Here is a 15,428-nt window from a genome sequence, read left to right as displayed (position 1 = left end):
CCCATTCGACTGGTTTACTGAGTCGGATGAGTCCTTTTTGTTTAAAAATAAGTCACTTGATAGGCAGCTTGGAAATGTTGTTGCGCTGCCAGATGATGAATGGCGACCTTGGTCGTCAACTCACCGGTGGCCTGGACATCATCAGCTAATCCCCACCATGGTTCTAAACAAACAAAGGGAGCCTGTTTGGGATAAGGTGACCAAATTCCCAAGTAAGGCGCCGTGGTTGTTAGTGCTACCCCGTGGTCATTAGTTGGCGTGCTTAACATGACGGTCGTCTCGCTATCAAGGGTCAGGACTTGCGCGTCATGGGCAAATAACCCGTGATCTAGTCCTAATGGTTGGGTCAGGTCGAGTGGCTCAGTATGCTGGCTGTCACTATAAGGACCAACCAGTGGCACGCGCTGATACGTCTTTTTCGGTGAAACGGTCACTTGATAATCCGTGAAGTCCGCTAAGGCATCCCCTAACGGCACATTGAATCCCGGATGTGCGCCGATAGAAAATGGCAGCGTGGTGGTTGCTGGATTAAAGACATCTGCTGAGAAGCGTAATTGATGGTCAATGAGTTCAAATGTCACCGTTAACGTGAAGTCTGCTGGAAACAAGGCCCGACTTTGGTCATCAGCCGTTAATTCCAGTGTCACTTGCGTTGGGGTCTGATCGATGACCGTAAATTCACGGTCACGAGCGAACCCGTGTTGGGTCATGTGATAGGTCCTTTCGCCTAATCGGTATTGATTGTCTTGTAGACGGCCCACAATTGGAAACAGGATCGGCGCATGCCGTCCCCAGTAGGCTTTGTCAGCTTGCCACATATATTCGAGTTGTGTTTCATTATCGACCACACTGGTTAACTCGGCGCCCAGTGGATTGATTTTAACGGTCAGATAGTCATTCTTAAGGGTGAGCATCTAATTCCTCCTGCACAATTGGTATAGAGCATTCATCTACTATCATACGCCATCTACACAAAAGGACCAAGACAAACGTGTCTTGGTCCTTAAAAAATTACAGAATATACCGTGATAGGTCCTTGTTTTGGACGATATCACCGATTTTATCATTAACATAGCTTTCGGTGATCGTGACATCTCCGGTCCCCATGTCTGGTCCCTCGTATAAGAGGTCTTCCAACAGTTTTTCTAAGACCGTTTGTAATCGACGAGCACCAATGTTTTGGTTTTCATGGTTTAGCTCAAAGGCTAATTCCGCAATTCGTTCGATGGCTTCCATGGTAAAGGTTACCTTCACATTATCGGTCCCAATCAGCGCAATGTATTGCTTGATCAAAGCGTTGTTTGGTTCCGTTAAGATGCGAACAAAGTCGGCCTTGCTAAGATCGTTGAGTTCTACACGAATTGGGAAGCGACCTTGCAATTCTGCAATCAGATCACTTGGCTTAGACTCGGCAAAAGCGCCAGCTGCGATGAAGAGAATGTGATCCGTATCGATGGTCCCATACTTGGTCTTAACCTGGGTACCTTCTACGATTGGTAAAATATCGCGTTGGACCCCTTCACGGGAGACGTCACCACTATTTTGGCTACTGCCCTTGGCAATCTTATCAATTTCATCCAGGAAGATAATCCCCGTATTCTCGGCCCGCTTAATCGCATCATGATTGATATCAGCGTTGTTGACCAACTTTTCGGATTCCTCAGCCACCAGAATCTCACGAGCTTCGGCAACCGTTACCGTTCGTTTGATCCGCTTCTTCGGCATGATGGACCCTAACGTGTCATTTAGGTTGATGCCCATTTGGCCCAGCATGTTGTTATCTGTCGCATTGGCTTGTTGGGGATCATCCATCTCGATTTCCACCATGTGGTTTTCGAGTAGTCCTTGATTCAGTTGTTCCGTCAGCGATAAGCGTTCATTACGAATCTCATCGGTGACTTCCTCTTGATCATTTGGCGCCGTTGGTGTTTGCCCGTTTTGCATCTGGGTAAACATATTCATCATATTGGCAAAATCATTGTTGTTCTTATTTTCTTTTTTCTTGGCTGGTGCGAGTAGCTTGACCAAACGCTTATTGGCCGCTTGGGTCGCATCAGCCCGAACATTTTTAAATTGATCTTGCTTTTGCATGCTAACGGAGACTTCGACTAGGTCACGGACCATTGATTCGACGTCACGACCGACATAGCCGACCTCCGTGAACTTACTAGCTTCAACCTTCGTGAAAGGTGCGTGGACGATCTTGGCCAATCGCCGAGCAATTTCAGTTTTCCCGACCCCGGTCGGTCCAATCATTAACATGTTCTTAGGTGAAATCTCTTCTTGCATGGCGGGATCAAGTTGCATCCGCCGGTAACGGTTACGTAAGGCAATGGCAATCGCCTTTTTGGCTTCATCTTGGCCAATCACATATTGGTCTAATAAGCCGACAATTTCTTTTGGTGTTTTATCAATTGCGTCCACGGTAAATCCCCCGTTCATTAAAGTTCTTCTGAAATAACATTTTCGTTGGTAAAGATATCAATGCCACCGGCAATATGGATGGCACTTTCGGCAATTTCCTTAGCGCTCATATCCGTGGCGTGGTGATGAAGTGCCGTTGCTGCAGCTAAGGCAAAGTTACCACCAGATCCAATGGCTAAGATGTCGTCGTCTGGTGCAATGACTTCACCTGAACCGGAAACCAATAGCATTTCATCCTTATCCATCACAATGAGTAAGGCTTCCAGCTTTTGCAAAGCCTGGTCGGAACGCCATTGCTTAGCGAGTTCAACCGCTGCTCGTTGTAAATTACCGCTGTATTCATTGAGTTGGGCTTCAAACTTTTCTTCCAAGTTAAAGGCATCGGCCACGCTGCCGGCAAAGCCAACGACAACTTGATTGTTGTAGATCCGGCGAATCTTGTGAGCCGTCCCCTTCATAATAACTTTTTCACCCATGGTTACTTGACCGTCGCCGGCCATAGCATTGTGACCGTTGTGCCGGACAGCACAGATGGTCGTTGCTTCAAATTTTACTGGCATGATTTAATCCGTCTCCTTTGATGATGTGTGTTCTGACGTTGCTCGCGGAAAGAATTGACGATAATCTCGTTGTAAGTGTTCGCGCGTCACGTGGGTATAAATCTGGGTGGTTGATAGGCTACTGTGGCCCAATAGTTCCTGCACCGAGCGTAAATCAGCCCCGCGATTTAGTAAATGAGTCGCAAACGTATGCCGCAACATATGGGGATGAATATCCGTCGTTAGCGTGCTACGCTTGATTATTTGATTTAACAGGTACGTCACACCGGCGGACGTGAGTTGTTGTCCTCGGTGATTGATGAACACGTAGGGGTGATCTTGCTGGTACTGCGCCATCAATGGGGTTCGTGCAGTGTCAAAATAAGTTTGCAACGCATCGCTGGCGTAGTGACCAAACGGGACGTAACGTTCCTTATTGCCCTTCCCATGAATCAACATGATCCGGCCGTCAAAGTCAATCTCCGACAGGGCCAAGTTAACGCACTCACTCACCCGGATACCGGTGCCATAAAGAACTTCTAGCAACGCGGTATCTCGCGTAGCAAGCTGCTCATTTGGATTAGCCGCGGCTGCGGTAAACAGGGCCGTCATTTCCCGTTCGTAGAAGAAACGGGGTAAATGGTTCTGATGCCGTTTGAGCTGTACGTAGGCAAAGGGATCATCTTGTGCCTGCCCATTACTCATGAGAAAACTATACAGTGACCGTAATGTCGATAGCTTACGCGCAATCGTGGTGCGCGCATAGTGCCGATCATACAGGTCGCTCAGATAAACCTCAACATCCAATTGATCGATGGCTGTCCAGGGTTTCTCGCCACCATTATCGGCTAAGAACTGGACAAACTCACTTAAATCTTCATGGTAAGCTTTAACCGTTTCCGCAGAGTACTGGCGTTCACCACTGAGATACGTCATAAAAGCTGTAATCGCCCGATCCAAGCTACCCCCTCCTGTCTGTGTTAATGCTAGCAAACGGACTTAAAAAACTCAACTAACTCATCAAAAACCCCGTACACTTTAATAAATTAGAGCAATCAACAACGTAAAAACACGACGACCTTGACCAGATATAGTCTGGTAGGTTGCCGTGTTTTGTTTAATCTTTACTTTTGGGGTGCTTCTTCGTAGTCGCCATTTGGACAGACAATCTGACTACCGCCCCGAATCTTCTTGGCAACGAGGTAATGACCATCTTTAGGACAGTCACGACCGACTGGCTTGTCCCAAGAGACAAAGTCACAGTCCGGATAACGGGAACAGCCATAGAAAATTCGGTTCTTCTTTGACTTTCGTTCGATCACTTCACCCTTGTGGCAAACGGGACAGGTAACCCCGATTTCCTTAACGATTGGCTTCGTGTTACGACAATCCGGGAACCGTGAGCAAGCGTAGAATTTACCATAGCGACCCATCTTGATGACCATTGGTGCACCACAAATGTCACAATCAAACCCGGCCGGTTCATCCCGAATTTGGATCTTTTCAATCGCATCTTCGGCATGGGCCACTTCAGTTGAGAATGGCTTGTAGAAACTATCAATGACTTTCACCCAATCTTGTTTGCCGTCTTCAATCCCATCTAATTCGTGTTCCAAATCAGCGGTAAAGTCAACGTTAACCACATCAGGGAAGTAATCGTTGATAATGCCATCGACGATCTCTCCTAGTTCGGTTGGTTCGAACCGCCGACCGACAAGTTTGACGTAGTAACGACGTTGGATGGTATCCAATGTCGGGGCATAGGTCGATGGCCGACCGACACCATTTTCTTCCAAGGCCTTGATTAAGTTGGCTTCGGAATACCGTGCAGGCGGCTGCGTAAAGTGTTGGGCCGGATCGGTTTTCGCTAATTTCACCTGATCGCCGATTTCTAGGTCGGGCAACAGGTTATCCTTTTCTTTGCCGTCCTTATAGATTTTTAAGAACCCTTCGAACTTCATTTTAGACCCGTTAGCCCGGAAAGTGACGCCGTTTTGTTCCAACGTTACAGCCATGGTATCCATAATGGCATTCGTCATTTGACTGGCCACAAATCGATTCCAGATGAGTTGATAAAGCCGGAATTGGTCCTTGGTCAACCGTTCCTTTAGGCTAGCTGGTGTCCGGAAAACAGATGTTGGACGAATCGCTTCATGGGCATCTTGCGCCCCTTCTGGCAATTTTCCTTTGATTGGCTTAGTAGCCGCGTATTCAGCACCGTACTTTTCATGAATGAACGTGGATGCCTCATGCTTGGCGATATTAGAGATCCGTGTGGAGTCAGTCCGCATATAGGTAATAAGCCCTTGCGTGCCTTCCTTACCGAGGTTAATCCCTTCGTAAAGCTGTTGAGCGGCCATCATGGTCTTTCGCGTCCGGAAGTTTAGCTTCCGGTTAGCGTCTTGTTGCATAGAACTGGTGGTGAATGGTGGTTGAGGGGTCCGTTTGCGTTCCTTACGGACAACATTGGTAATGTCGAAGTTCCCCTTTTTGTCGAGCTTGCTCAATACGGCTTGTACCGCATCATTATCCTTCAAGCCCGTCTTTTTACCGTTTAAGCCGTAAAAGCTGGCAGCAAATGTGTGCCGTGCTTTCTTGAATTCACCGTCAATCGTCCAATATTCTTCGGGGATGAAGGCTTTAATTTCTTTTTCCCGTTGAATAATTAAAGATAAGGCAATTGACTGTACCCGACCAGCACTTAACCCCTTTTTAACCTTTTTCCATAGTAGGGGTGAAATGGAATATCCCACTAGGCGGTCCAAAATTCGGCGGGCCTGTTGGGCATTAACCAAATTCATGTCGATAGAGCGTGGTGTTTTAAAGGCTTCTTTGACAGCATCCTTGGTAATTTCATTAAATGTCACCCGGTTTTTATCCGTCACGTCCAAATTTAACACGTGGGCTAAATGCCAAGCAATCGATTCCCCTTCACGGTCCGGGTCAGATGCGAGATAAACGGCTTTGGCCTTTTTGGCTTCTGAGCGTAGGCCCTTGATCACATCGCCCTTACCCCGAATGGAAATGTAATGGGGATCGTAGTCATTTTCCGTGTCAACCCCCATCGAACTTTTTGGAAGATCCCGGACGTGTCCCAGACTCGGAACCACCTTATAAGTTCGGCCTAAATATTTTTCAATTGTTTTTGCTTTGGCCGGTGACTCAACAATCACTAACTTTTTTTGCGGTTTGCGCCGCGTTTTGGTTTTAGCTTTTGGCTTTGCTTTTGTCGGCAACTCACATTACTCCCTCGTATGATAGACAGCGGATCCCATTATGACGCGGATCGTGGTCCCTATCGCATTATTTTTCCTGGCGAACTTCTCGCTCGCTAAATCTTTCACTATAATCTCACACATAATATTTCAAGTCATAGTCGCTTGTCAACTAAAACTTCTTCTATTATATGTTCAGAATTCAGGATTGGTTTCGCCCCGGCCAAGATTAATTCATTGGTTCCGACCGAATTGGGGTTGTCCAAACTCCCCGGAACGGCCAAAACATTTCGGTTCTCCTGTAAGGCAATATTAGCCGTAATTAGACTGCCCGAGTGGCGAGCGGCTTCGACCACCAAGGTGCTTTGTGAGAGCCCGGCGATAATTCGATTACGTTCTGGAAAGTGATGGCGGGCGCCAGCCGTCCCCCAGGGATATTCAGATATGACTAAATGATGGTGGGCCAATTCCGTCATGAGATCGCGATTACCGGCCGGATAACAATGATCAAGCCCAGTTCCAATCACGGCGATTGTTTTACCACGATGGGCTAATGCCGCTTGATGTGCCAGTGTATCCACGCCTTGAGCTAAACCGGATACTAGACAGACCTGTTGTCGGACGACTTGCGGTAATAACCGGCGCATGGCACGTAAGGCATAAGGACTGGGTTGCCGTGAGCCCACAACAGCCAGTTGCGGTCCCGTTAGCCACCGAAGATCACCCAAATAGTAGAGGACGACGGGTGGTGCGTACGTTTCGCGCAATTGTTCTGGATAAGCAGCATCGACAATGGTCAAACAGCCCGTGTGCCGCTGATTTTCAGTTACGCGTTTGGCTAATTGGGACGTGAAGACCTGTTGCAGTAATTGGGTGCGATCAGCGGAAATAGCCGCCTCTTGACAGAGACGATTCAGATCGGCCGGTGTTAGTGCCGTAATTGTTGGGTGTTCCGTTAGCCAGTGCCAGCAAGCACGCCGGGTCTGTTGACCAACCCCAGTTAGTAATGGTAAGCGCAGAAAAAAATCACGAAGTGGCAGTTGCATATCGCAACCTCCTTATCCCTTTTCGGGTTAACTCCGTGATTAAGCCTGTAAAATTTTTTGAACGGGTGAAAAGGTTCGACGATGGATCGGGGTAACGCCGCGATCGGCTAAGCCTTGTAAATGCTCAGCCGTGCCATACCCCGCATTTTGGGCAAAGCCATAGCCCGGATAAAGTTCGTCATAAGTGGCCATTAAATGGTCTCGATAAACCTTCGCGACGATGCTAGCGGCTGCTACACTGGCGCTCTTAGCGTCCCCCTTAATCAACCGAATTTGAGGGACGTCAACGGGAATCTGCATCGCATCCACAATGAGCTGCTGAGGCGCGAGGCCTAATCCCAAGACGGCGCGTTGCATAGCGACCCGAGTGGCTTGGTAAATATTGATTTGGTCAATGAGTGCCGGACTACCGATACCAATGCTAACCGACTGGGCTTGAGCTAAAATTAAGGGATACAAGCGTTCCCGTTCTTTGGCAGTTAGCTGCTTGGAGTCATTAACGAGCGGAATATCAAAATCCGGCGGTAAAATAACCGCACTCGTCACGACTGGTCCAGCTAATGGGCCACGGCCGACTTCATCAATACCAGCAACCCGTTCACCACGGGCCCAAAACGGTCGTTCGTAATGCAAGCGTGCCTGAAAGGCCTGTTCAGCGGCCTCAGCTTTCGCCAGTCGGTGTTGAATCTGTTTTAGGAGTAGTTGGGCCCCTTTACGTGAATCGGCCGCTAACGACGCGAGACGGCTATCATTGAGGTCAGCAATATCGGCTAAGTCTTGCTTAAGTTGGGCCAGGCTGGGTTGTTTACTCATGATCATCAGTTGCTCGTGGAGCACGGTCAAGGGTAAAACCACCCAGTTTTTTACGCCGGGCGTCTAAAATTAGTCGTTCACTAGCCCGTTCATAGTCATCGCGCATCCCAACTTTTTCGGTAATTTTCAGTAACAGGTCAACATCACTAAGTTCTAGGTCACTCGTTACCAAATGGTAGCGGTCAATCAATGCATCGGCGTGATATTGGCGAAAGAAATTCAAGGCAAATAACGCTACATCATCTTTGGCATATAGCTTTTCCTTGATGGCCCCAGTCAATGCTAGTTTTTGCGCCGTTTCTTGGTCCTTGAACTTGGGCCATAGGATGCCGGGGGTGTCCAAAAGCTCTAGGTGCTTGCTGGAACGTAGCCACTGTTGGCCCTTAGTCACTCCTGGTGTGTCGCCCACCTGAGCGGCCTTACGCTGAACTAAATGGTTCAGCAGTGTGGACTTTCCCACGTTGGGAACCCCAACGGTCATGGCCCGCATTGGTCGTTCTTTCAGCCCTTTAGCCTTTTCGGCTGCGAGCTTGTCGGCGAGAATACTGGCCGCAATTTTGGTAATTTGCTTGGGCGTCACGTTGGCCCGCGAATCGATCGCAATAGCGGGCTGGTGCTGCTCACGGTAATACGCCAACCAAGCCGCGGTCTGTTGCGGATCGGCCAAATCTTTCTTGGTTAAGATAATGAGATGTGGCTTGTTTTTGGCAATTCGCGTCACTTCCGGATTACGGGAAGCAGCGGGAATCCGTGCGTCGACTAGTTCAAACACGATGTCGACAAGGTGAATATTTTCCTCCATTTGGCGGATGGCCTTGGCCATATGCCCGGGGAACCATTGAATGGTACTCATAATTTGTACTCCTTTGTTATATCAAGGTATTAGGCCTTTTTCTTATTTATGAATATTTGTTCGCAACGCGGTAGCCTGTTTAGCGTGGTTATCGCTTGAATACTTTTGAAGTGGTAATGTACTGACGTTAGAAAGACGTTGAGCCAATCAGGTAATCGCTGAAAAAGATTGGGTGTGGGTCATCGCATTTCATTTTACCATTTTCTTGGCTACTTTAGATATACCTGTTGTTCCCTAAGCTCAAATTGATTACTTAGCAGGCAACTCTATACCAGCTAATGACTTAGCACCTCCGTTATCTTTTGCAAATCTGAGCGACCGGGAAACTCGTTGATATACCGGCTCAACTTTAACGGATCACAGAGTTCACTTTGGAAGTAATTCCGCACAACTTGATTACGATCATATTTAGCAATCGTTTTGAAGCGAAAAGCGTCTATCAATAACCGCTCTGGGTCATAAATGTTCAATGAACCACTATCCTCCTCTGTCCGGTTAGACCGATTGGGTAATAGCGTTCGTCAACGTGGTGAATTGAAACGATATGTCGTTCAAATTCGGTTGGGATTCGGTAGCCTCGGGGCACTGTTAAGTCTAAATAGGTGAACTGGCGGTCGATAAGGTGCCACCAGCTTAAAGCCGTTTGCCCAGAAATTACTGCTTTGGGGTAACGTAATTGGATTGCTAAAAAATCATCATCTGAGTAGATCTCATTACTCCACAACTGGACACCAGCGCGCCCGGTACCGAAGCGCGCAACCTCACCCGCCGCAACTAACTTGTTCAAGTAGTATTTTGACAGACCGACCGTTTTTGCCTCACTAGTCGTAAAGATAGCATTTAATTGAAAGAGCTTTGGCGTCAATGAATCTACATCCACTTTTATCACCTCGTACTATATTGTTTTAAGATTATAGCACTAATCATCAAAAAATATTTGCCATTGCGCAGTGAGAGGGTGCTACTCTAACGGCCGATTAATTTCAATTATGGAAACCACTTGTTGACGATCATAAATAGATTAACGTCTGTTTTGGTTATCACGTAACGAACCCACGCCTTTCACCAATTAAAAATTGCCCCTGTTGCCAATAAACTTATAATAACCGTAATTTAGTAATCTCTAAGAAGGTGACAAGTGATGAAACGATTGGGTCAAATACTAAGTGCATCGTCATTCCACGATACTTTTGTCATTCCAATTGCCAGATATACTTCAGTTTATGTGAAATCGTTACCACTTTTTATCGTACTTACGCTATTAACTGGCCGGTACGCCAATGGTTCCTATATCTTTAGTTGGACCCTAGCCTCAGGGTATCTCATTATCTGCTCTTTGCCCCTGAACAGATAATAACGGCGAAATTAAAAACGCGCGGACTGACTAGGCAGTCAACCACTTTTACCATGCCAACTTCAGCATCCCCACGAGCTAAAGTTTATGCTGCCGGATTACCCCTGATGCCGCTCAAAGATTACACCCAGAATCAGACCCGACTGCTTCCCGGACTCTTTATTTTTGTGGTGGCGTTTATCTTTGGGCCAGAGATTTTATTAGTATTATTACTGCTAAGCTATTATTTGAGGAGAGGTATCCAATGAAAAAGTTACTAATCGCTTTATCAACTGGGTTATTCGTTATTCTTCTAACTCCTAATATGCTGGTATCTGCCGATATGATTCAATCTAATTAATCAACCTACTAATTCTGTCATTGTACACCACTACAGTAGAAACTTTCAGCCACAATTATCCCATTACCTCCTTGAATCATCCGGACCCGAGAACCTATTTTATTATGGTGAGAACTGGGATGTTCCTTGGAATTGAATGAAAATTAGATACTAGTACTAGATAAGCCAAAAAACGATTACCATGATGTGGTAATCGTTTTTTCGTGACATTATTAATTTGGGCTTCTTCAAGCGCGATGCGAATAGAAATTCAAAATAGGGACATTCTTACGAATTAAATAGTCACCCAACTTGGTCTCCAAAAGAGAAATTTTTTGACGGTCTGTCGCACCGTCAGTTGCCTTATCAAGGTTAACGGGAATAATCCATGCCCACTTTAAATAAGTTCGTAGATACTCGTTGATTTCAGCGTCTGTCTGATCGCTGGGATAATGCCATACAACCATAGATGCCGCCCCACTTGGCCGTTTTAGTTGCTTGAATAAGTCATCACTGTTAGACGTGGATTCTTTCCCCTTATGTAACACCTTTTTAAAAGAAGTCTGACCCACCGTAACGACCATACCATCTTGACGCTGGGTAACCCATAAATATTTGTACGTGTCTCGGTCGCCAACGGCTTGGATAATTTGTTGGTGAACACCGTCGATGAACCTATTCGTTGAATTTTCTCCGTAGCCACTTTGATCCAGTCCCGAGTATTTATGCAGGTCCACTGGAATGGGTTCTCCCACTAAATGCTGATCGGCGGCTTCCGACCATTGACTAAGAAGACATTGCACCTGCTCTTTAGACGTCGCCAGAGATTTTTGGCTTTCTCGGTATTTTTTATCTTGAAGTCCCGCCATTTCCTCACGAATTTCCAAAGCGGGTCGTCTTCGATCAGCCAGCTCTTTGAGTCGTTGCTGCTCACGCTCATCCATCTTGATTACCTCCAGCGATTATTAATATACTTATTTAAGTATAAGGCTTACCAACTCTCACACAAAATAAAAAGCCCTCAACCGAGGACTTTCACACTAAGCCAACGCTGCCAAATACAATTGCCAAGCATCATCGAAGATAGTCATTGATGGCAAATAAGGCGCGTTTTCTTCTAAATATTTGGAGAGTGGTTCGAACTGTGTTTCTTGTTTAGGAAATGCGCTGTCCAGAAAGGCGTTGTTGGCAAAACTGGCCACAGGTTCATAGCTCTCTGGGTTACGTTGCGTCATTAAAAATTCATAAAATGTTTTGGGCATATGTCCCTCCTTAATTCTTAGGAATCCGTGCTTGGAAGACGAAGTTCCCGTCCCCTGACAAGTCAATCTTTTTAGCAGCAAAGGATAACTTTTTACCATTACCAATCGCCGTTAGATGTAAGGTCATGGTTTTATCTGCCGTGTTCATGGCTACCCAGTTGGGCAATGGATAATTCTTAGCAATATAATTCATTACAAAACTAATTGGCACGGGAAGTGAACCAATCGATAACTTCTGCGCTTTTAATTGCACATCGCCAGACGGTAGGACCGTGGGCTTAAAGAGCAAGACGAAGTTCACACTTGCACCTAGAACTTGAGTGGACCCCGTCAACATTGCTTGATCTGAGACCTGGAAGCGATATTTCATGGTCGAATTTTTAAGCGACTTATTTACATAGTAGTCGGCCAAAGCGTTGACCTGTTTCTTATTAAGTGCTACGTCAATATTCGTGGTTCCTGTGGCGACCTTTGCCGTTGAGGTCACCTTAGTGGGTGTAAATGCTTTAACACTCACCGTGACCGTGGTGACCAATAACACAGCTACTAGCGCAATGAACCCCCATTTCCACCAATTAGTCTGCTTAACGGGCGTGGTTTGTCGTTCCATATAACTGCCTCCTTATTTCATTAGCCATTGTTGATGAGCCTGCATTTGCTTAAAGACATAACGCGTCATGAGTCGATAGCCTTTGGCATTCGGATGGAAATGGTCAGCCGATGAAAGGTAATCGTTTAGCTCATCCGTACTACTGCTAGCTAAAATCATGGTTTGGAAATTCTGTGTGGATAGCTTTCCATCGTTATTCTTTTTAGCCGTTTGTTTCAATTTAGTTTGTTGGGCCGCCGTTTTAAATTGGCCGACTGACAACGCCCGGTTAATATCGACCATGTACAACTGGCTGAATTGCCCAGCAGTTTGCTTGGTGGCCACATTCCAATGGTTAACGGCGTTGGTAATCTGTGCCAGATTGGCAAAGTACACGTAGATTGGATTATAAATGGTGTACAAGTATATCGGCGCACTTGGATTATAGTGGCGAACGGTGGTTAACAAACGTTTCAATTTCTTTTGATAAACCGTTTGGGCGGATCCCAGCTGATGGGTTAACTTTGCCTGCTGATTAATCGTGACATTTTTAGTCAAAGTTTGTAGCAGATCATTACCGCCGACCGTCATCACAATTGCCTGGGCCTTTTTTACTTGACGCTGTTGGGTTCGACTATTGACCAACCGGGTTTCAATCTGGTCACTACGGTCACCCGCCTTGCCAAAGTTATGCATCACCACTTTAACATGATCTTGTTGATGAATCATCGTTTTTAATCGACCAGTATAGCCGCCTTGCTTTTGCGTATCACCAATCCCCTCAGTCAAGGAATCACCTAGGGCAACTACGCGAACAATTGAGCGCCGATTCTGGATTTGGCTTGGCGACTGGGTAGTTCGGGCTCCAGGATGCCAATAAGTCAATGCAGCGAGCACCACTAACGCCAAGAGTAAGGTGACACCCACCACCTTACTCAAGTTTTTAAATTTCATTTAAAATCCCCCTCAGGATAAAGAAAAAGCGGTGGACCAGCCACCCCTTTTCGGTCAATGCGTTCCTATTTTGTCGGATCGGTGTAGTACATTAACGCAAAGGCACCTGGGCCACCATGCGTGGCAATAATTGGCACCGTTTCTCTGACTAAGACATCCTTACCCGGAACAACCTCACTTAAGTGTTGTTTGATCTTATCCACGGACTCAAAGGCCTCAACGTGAGAGATTCCAATCGCCATGATGTCTGGCGTCTGCTTTAACTGCTCGTAGACCTTGTCAAAGTACCGGTCAATGGTCTTCATTCCCCGGCCCTTAGCGCGAATCTTCAGTTCGCCACCAGTGACTTCCAAAACAATCTTGATATTCAACAGTGAGGTAAGCATCCCAGCAGCCCGGCTTAAACGCCCGCCCTTCAGGATGTTCTCTAACGTTACCACACCCATGAAGAGTTTGGTATGGTCCCGTACGGCTGCCGCTCGAGCCAAGATCGCCGCCTTGTCAGCACCTTCGGCTGCCAATTTAGCTGCTTCCACGACTTGGAAAGCCAACGCCTGATCGGTCGTTTGACTATCGACCACGGTAACATCGGTCTTAGATAATTGCGCGGCCTGCTCTGCCGTATGAACCGTACCACTAATGGCTGCCAGCATATTAAAGCAAATCACACTACTGCCATCTGCGCCCAACTTGTCGAAGGTTTCGACAAACGATCCTAATGGTGGCTGACTCGTCTTCGGTAACGTTTTCGCCGTTTTCATTTTTTCAATAAATTCTTTATTCGTAATTGATTCTCGTTCAACGTAAATTGTGTCATCAATCATTACCGTTAACGGGATAATTGTGATGTCATAGTCTGCAATCTGTTGATCGGTTAAGCCAGCAGAAGAGTCTGTAACGATTTTGATTTTAGCCATGGGGATCCCACACTTTCTGACCAGAAATTTTGGTTTATGCTACAATATGCGTAATGGAACATACGGTAATAGTATAGCAGAGTTATGGATAATTTTCAGTAGTTGTTACTAACTCACCGGTAACGGTTAGTCAAAGACTATTACCGACAACTTAAGGGAGGGTTTCATTTGACAAACGGACACAGCCGCGCATATCAAATCATTAACGAGGTGCTTAACGCCGCGACCCATGGAATCGGTGCGGGATTAAGTATCGCAGGCCTCGTCATTCTACTACTTCAAGCTCACGCCAAGGGTGGCACATTACGAATGACCACCTTTGCCATCTATGGTGCTATCTTAGTCCTTTTTTACCTCGCCTCAACACTATTCCATAGTTTGTACTTTACCCGGGCGAGCCACGTCTTTCAAATATTTGATCATTGTGCCATTTATTTATTGATTGCTGGGACTTATACGCCCTACAGTTTACTAGTCGTTGGTGGCGCACTGGGTTGGACCATGTTTGGCATTATCTGGGGGATGGCTATTTGTGGCATTATTTATAAGGCCATCTGGCTAGGTAAATACCAAACGCTATCGACTGTCATTTACGTTGTCATGGGCTGGATGTGTTTATTGGGAATTAAGCCCCTCTACCATGGACTAGGCCCGATCGGGTTTACCTTACTATTCTTCGGTGGCGTGTCTTTCACCGTGGGTGCGGTACTATATAGCTTTAAGGGAATCCCATTCGGCCACGTTATCTGGCACCTGTTTGTCATGTTAGGGACCGGATTGATGTACTTCTCAATCCTGTTATACGCTTAATCTTAGGGTCAAATGGTCCACCTCAGTCGCAATCGTAACTGAGGTGGACCATTTTTTCGCCTGTCAAGGCCCCGCCAGAGACACGCTTTCAGTGGACCAATAAGTTATAAAAAAACGCGATCGGCGTCGTCAAAGCTCACCAATCACGTTCGTTTTTAGGCTCTATGATATTTGGTGTTGATGGATAAAATCCATCGACGCCTTTTTTGTAAAACAAACTAAAAAGGGCATACTGCCCTGTGCTACAATCAAGTCGACGAAAACCAATTGAAAGCGAGTGAACAGTATGTCCCAAGACCAGTCTACTAGACTTTTACTTCAAATTAAAGATAA

Annotated in this window: 16 protein-coding genes; 1 reads left to right on the top strand and 15 read right to left on the bottom strand. The window is 46.4% G+C overall.

The features are described 5' to 3' along the window. Window positions 1-41 precede the first annotated feature (41 nt). The 15 genes from ACP4IT_RS00080 to ACP4IT_RS00010 all read right to left on the bottom strand — a co-directional run bounded on the left by ACP4IT_RS00080 (window position 42) and on the right by ACP4IT_RS00010 (window position 14,285). The gene (locus tag ACP4IT_RS00080; RefSeq protein ID WP_011667576.1) at window positions 42-914 is read right to left on the bottom strand and encodes an aldose 1-epimerase family protein; all 873 of its coding nucleotides are present in this window, start codon (window positions 912-914) and stop codon (window positions 42-44) included. Between the two features lie 97 nt (window positions 915-1,011). Next, a complete protein-coding gene (gene hslU, locus ACP4IT_RS00075) occupies window positions 1,012-2,424 on the bottom strand; it encodes an ATP-dependent protease ATPase subunit HslU (protein ID WP_110140037.1) in 1,413 nt (470 codons plus the stop codon). A gap of 17 nt (window positions 2,425-2,441) precedes the next feature. Next, complete coding sequence (gene hslV / locus ACP4IT_RS00070) at window positions 2,442-2,984, bottom strand: HslVU peptidase proteolytic subunit (RefSeq protein WP_011667574.1); 543 nt, start codon at window positions 2,982-2,984, stop codon at window positions 2,442-2,444. A gap of 3 nt (window positions 2,985-2,987) precedes the next feature. Then, window positions 2,988-3,923, bottom strand: a complete 936-nt coding sequence (gene xerC, locus ACP4IT_RS00065) for a tyrosine recombinase XerC (RefSeq protein ID WP_011667573.1) — start codon at window positions 3,921-3,923, stop codon at window positions 2,988-2,990. 164 nt (window positions 3,924-4,087) lie between these two features. After that, window positions 4,088-6,199, bottom strand: a complete 2,112-nt coding sequence (gene topA, locus ACP4IT_RS00060; protein WP_015473756.1) for a type I DNA topoisomerase — start codon at window positions 6,197-6,199, stop codon at window positions 4,088-4,090. A gap of 134 nt (window positions 6,200-6,333) precedes the next feature. Continuing rightward, entirely contained in the window at window positions 6,334-7,224 is an 891-nt protein-coding gene (gene dprA / locus ACP4IT_RS00055; protein WP_011667571.1) for a DNA-processing protein DprA, read from the bottom strand. 39 nt (window positions 7,225-7,263) lie between these two features. Beyond that, entirely contained in the window at window positions 7,264-8,037 is a 774-nt protein-coding gene (locus ACP4IT_RS00050; protein ID WP_011667570.1) for a ribonuclease HII, read from the bottom strand. Next, window positions 8,030-8,890, bottom strand: a complete 861-nt coding sequence (gene ylqF / locus ACP4IT_RS00045) for a ribosome biogenesis GTPase YlqF (RefSeq protein ID WP_011667569.1) — start codon at window positions 8,888-8,890, stop codon at window positions 8,030-8,032. Before ylqF ends, ACP4IT_RS00050 begins: the two co-directional genes overlap by 8 nt. A 275-nt stretch (window positions 8,891-9,165) precedes the next feature. Next, complete coding sequence (locus ACP4IT_RS00040; RefSeq protein ID WP_426855142.1) at window positions 9,166-9,360, bottom strand: hypothetical protein; 195 nt, start codon at window positions 9,358-9,360, stop codon at window positions 9,166-9,168. Next, complete coding sequence (locus ACP4IT_RS00035) at window positions 9,357-9,770, bottom strand: type IV toxin-antitoxin system AbiEi family antitoxin domain-containing protein (protein ID WP_011667567.1); 414 nt, start codon at window positions 9,768-9,770, stop codon at window positions 9,357-9,359. Before ACP4IT_RS00035 ends, ACP4IT_RS00040 begins: the two co-directional genes overlap by 4 nt. A 1,041-nt stretch (window positions 9,771-10,811) precedes the next feature. Beyond that, the gene (locus ACP4IT_RS00030) at window positions 10,812-11,507 is read right to left on the bottom strand and encodes a hypothetical protein (protein WP_156646595.1); all 696 of its coding nucleotides are present in this window, start codon (window positions 11,505-11,507) and stop codon (window positions 10,812-10,814) included. Window positions 11,508-11,603: 96 nt separating this feature from the next. Beyond that, the gene (locus tag ACP4IT_RS00025) at window positions 11,604-11,825 is read right to left on the bottom strand and encodes a YozE family protein (protein ID WP_011667564.1); all 222 of its coding nucleotides are present in this window, start codon (window positions 11,823-11,825) and stop codon (window positions 11,604-11,606) included. A gap of 10 nt (window positions 11,826-11,835) precedes the next feature. Further along, window positions 11,836-12,435: a YpmS family protein gene (locus tag ACP4IT_RS00020; protein WP_011667563.1), complete on the bottom strand. Its 600-nt coding sequence runs from the start codon at window positions 12,433-12,435 to the stop codon at window positions 11,836-11,838. Between the two features lie 12 nt (window positions 12,436-12,447). After that, window positions 12,448-13,368 (bottom strand): GDSL-type esterase/lipase family protein, encoded by a 921-nt coding sequence (locus ACP4IT_RS00015; RefSeq protein ID WP_011667562.1) that lies wholly within the window; start codon window positions 13,366-13,368, stop codon window positions 12,448-12,450. 65 nt (window positions 13,369-13,433) lie between these two features. Then, window positions 13,434-14,285 (bottom strand): DegV family protein, encoded by an 852-nt coding sequence (locus ACP4IT_RS00010; RefSeq protein WP_015473763.1) that lies wholly within the window; start codon window positions 14,283-14,285, stop codon window positions 13,434-13,436. A gap of 168 nt (window positions 14,286-14,453) precedes the next feature. On the opposite strand from ACP4IT_RS00010, the gene trhA reads away from it, so the two are divergent. After that, window positions 14,454-15,095, top strand: a complete 642-nt coding sequence (gene trhA / locus ACP4IT_RS00005) for a PAQR family membrane homeostasis protein TrhA (protein ID WP_015473764.1) — start codon at window positions 14,454-14,456, stop codon at window positions 15,093-15,095. The last annotated feature ends 333 nt before the right edge of the window (window positions 15,096-15,428 follow it).

This window comes from Levilactobacillus sp. LN180102, assembly GCF_050106635.1.
In the GTDB taxonomy this organism is placed as follows: Bacteria; Bacillota; Bacilli; order Lactobacillales; family Lactobacillaceae; genus Levilactobacillus; species Levilactobacillus brevis.
Note: the sequence above shows the minus strand (reverse complement) of the source record. Positions and strands in the feature narration are given on the sequence as shown.

What these genes read in the sequence shown, in the direction of transcription:
- ACP4IT_RS00030 (WP_156646595.1), bottom strand. Translation starts at nt 11,507, where the DNA reads ATGGATGAGCGTGAGCAGCAACGACTCAAAGAGCTGGCTGATCGAAGA.
- ylqF (WP_011667569.1), bottom strand. Translation starts at nt 8,890, where the DNA reads ATGAGTACCATTCAATGGTTCCCCGGGCATATGGCCAAGGCCATCCGC.
- dprA (WP_011667571.1), bottom strand. Translation starts at nt 7,224, where the DNA reads ATGCAACTGCCACTTCGTGATTTTTTTCTGCGCTTACCATTACTAACT.
- ACP4IT_RS00025 (WP_011667564.1), bottom strand. Translation starts at nt 11,825, where the DNA reads ATGCCCAAAACATTTTATGAATTTTTAATGACGCAACGTAACCCAGAG.
- ACP4IT_RS00080 (WP_011667576.1), bottom strand. Translation starts at nt 914, where the DNA reads ATGCTCACCCTTAAGAATGACTATCTGACCGTTAAAATCAATCCACTG.
- hslV (WP_011667574.1), bottom strand. Translation starts at nt 2,984, where the DNA reads ATGCCAGTAAAATTTGAAGCAACGACCATCTGTGCTGTCCGGCACAAC.
- ACP4IT_RS00050 (WP_011667570.1), bottom strand. Translation starts at nt 8,037, where the DNA reads ATGAGTAAACAACCCAGCCTGGCCCAACTTAAGCAAGACTTAGCCGAT.
- ACP4IT_RS00015 (WP_011667562.1), bottom strand. Translation starts at nt 13,368, where the DNA reads ATGAAATTTAAAAACTTGAGTAAGGTGGTGGGTGTCACCTTACTCTTG.
- ACP4IT_RS00020 (WP_011667563.1), bottom strand. Translation starts at nt 12,435, where the DNA reads ATGGAACGACAAACCACGCCCGTTAAGCAGACTAATTGGTGGAAATGG.
- ACP4IT_RS00010 (WP_015473763.1), bottom strand. Translation starts at nt 14,285, where the DNA reads ATGGCTAAAATCAAAATCGTTACAGACTCTTCTGCTGGCTTAACCGAT.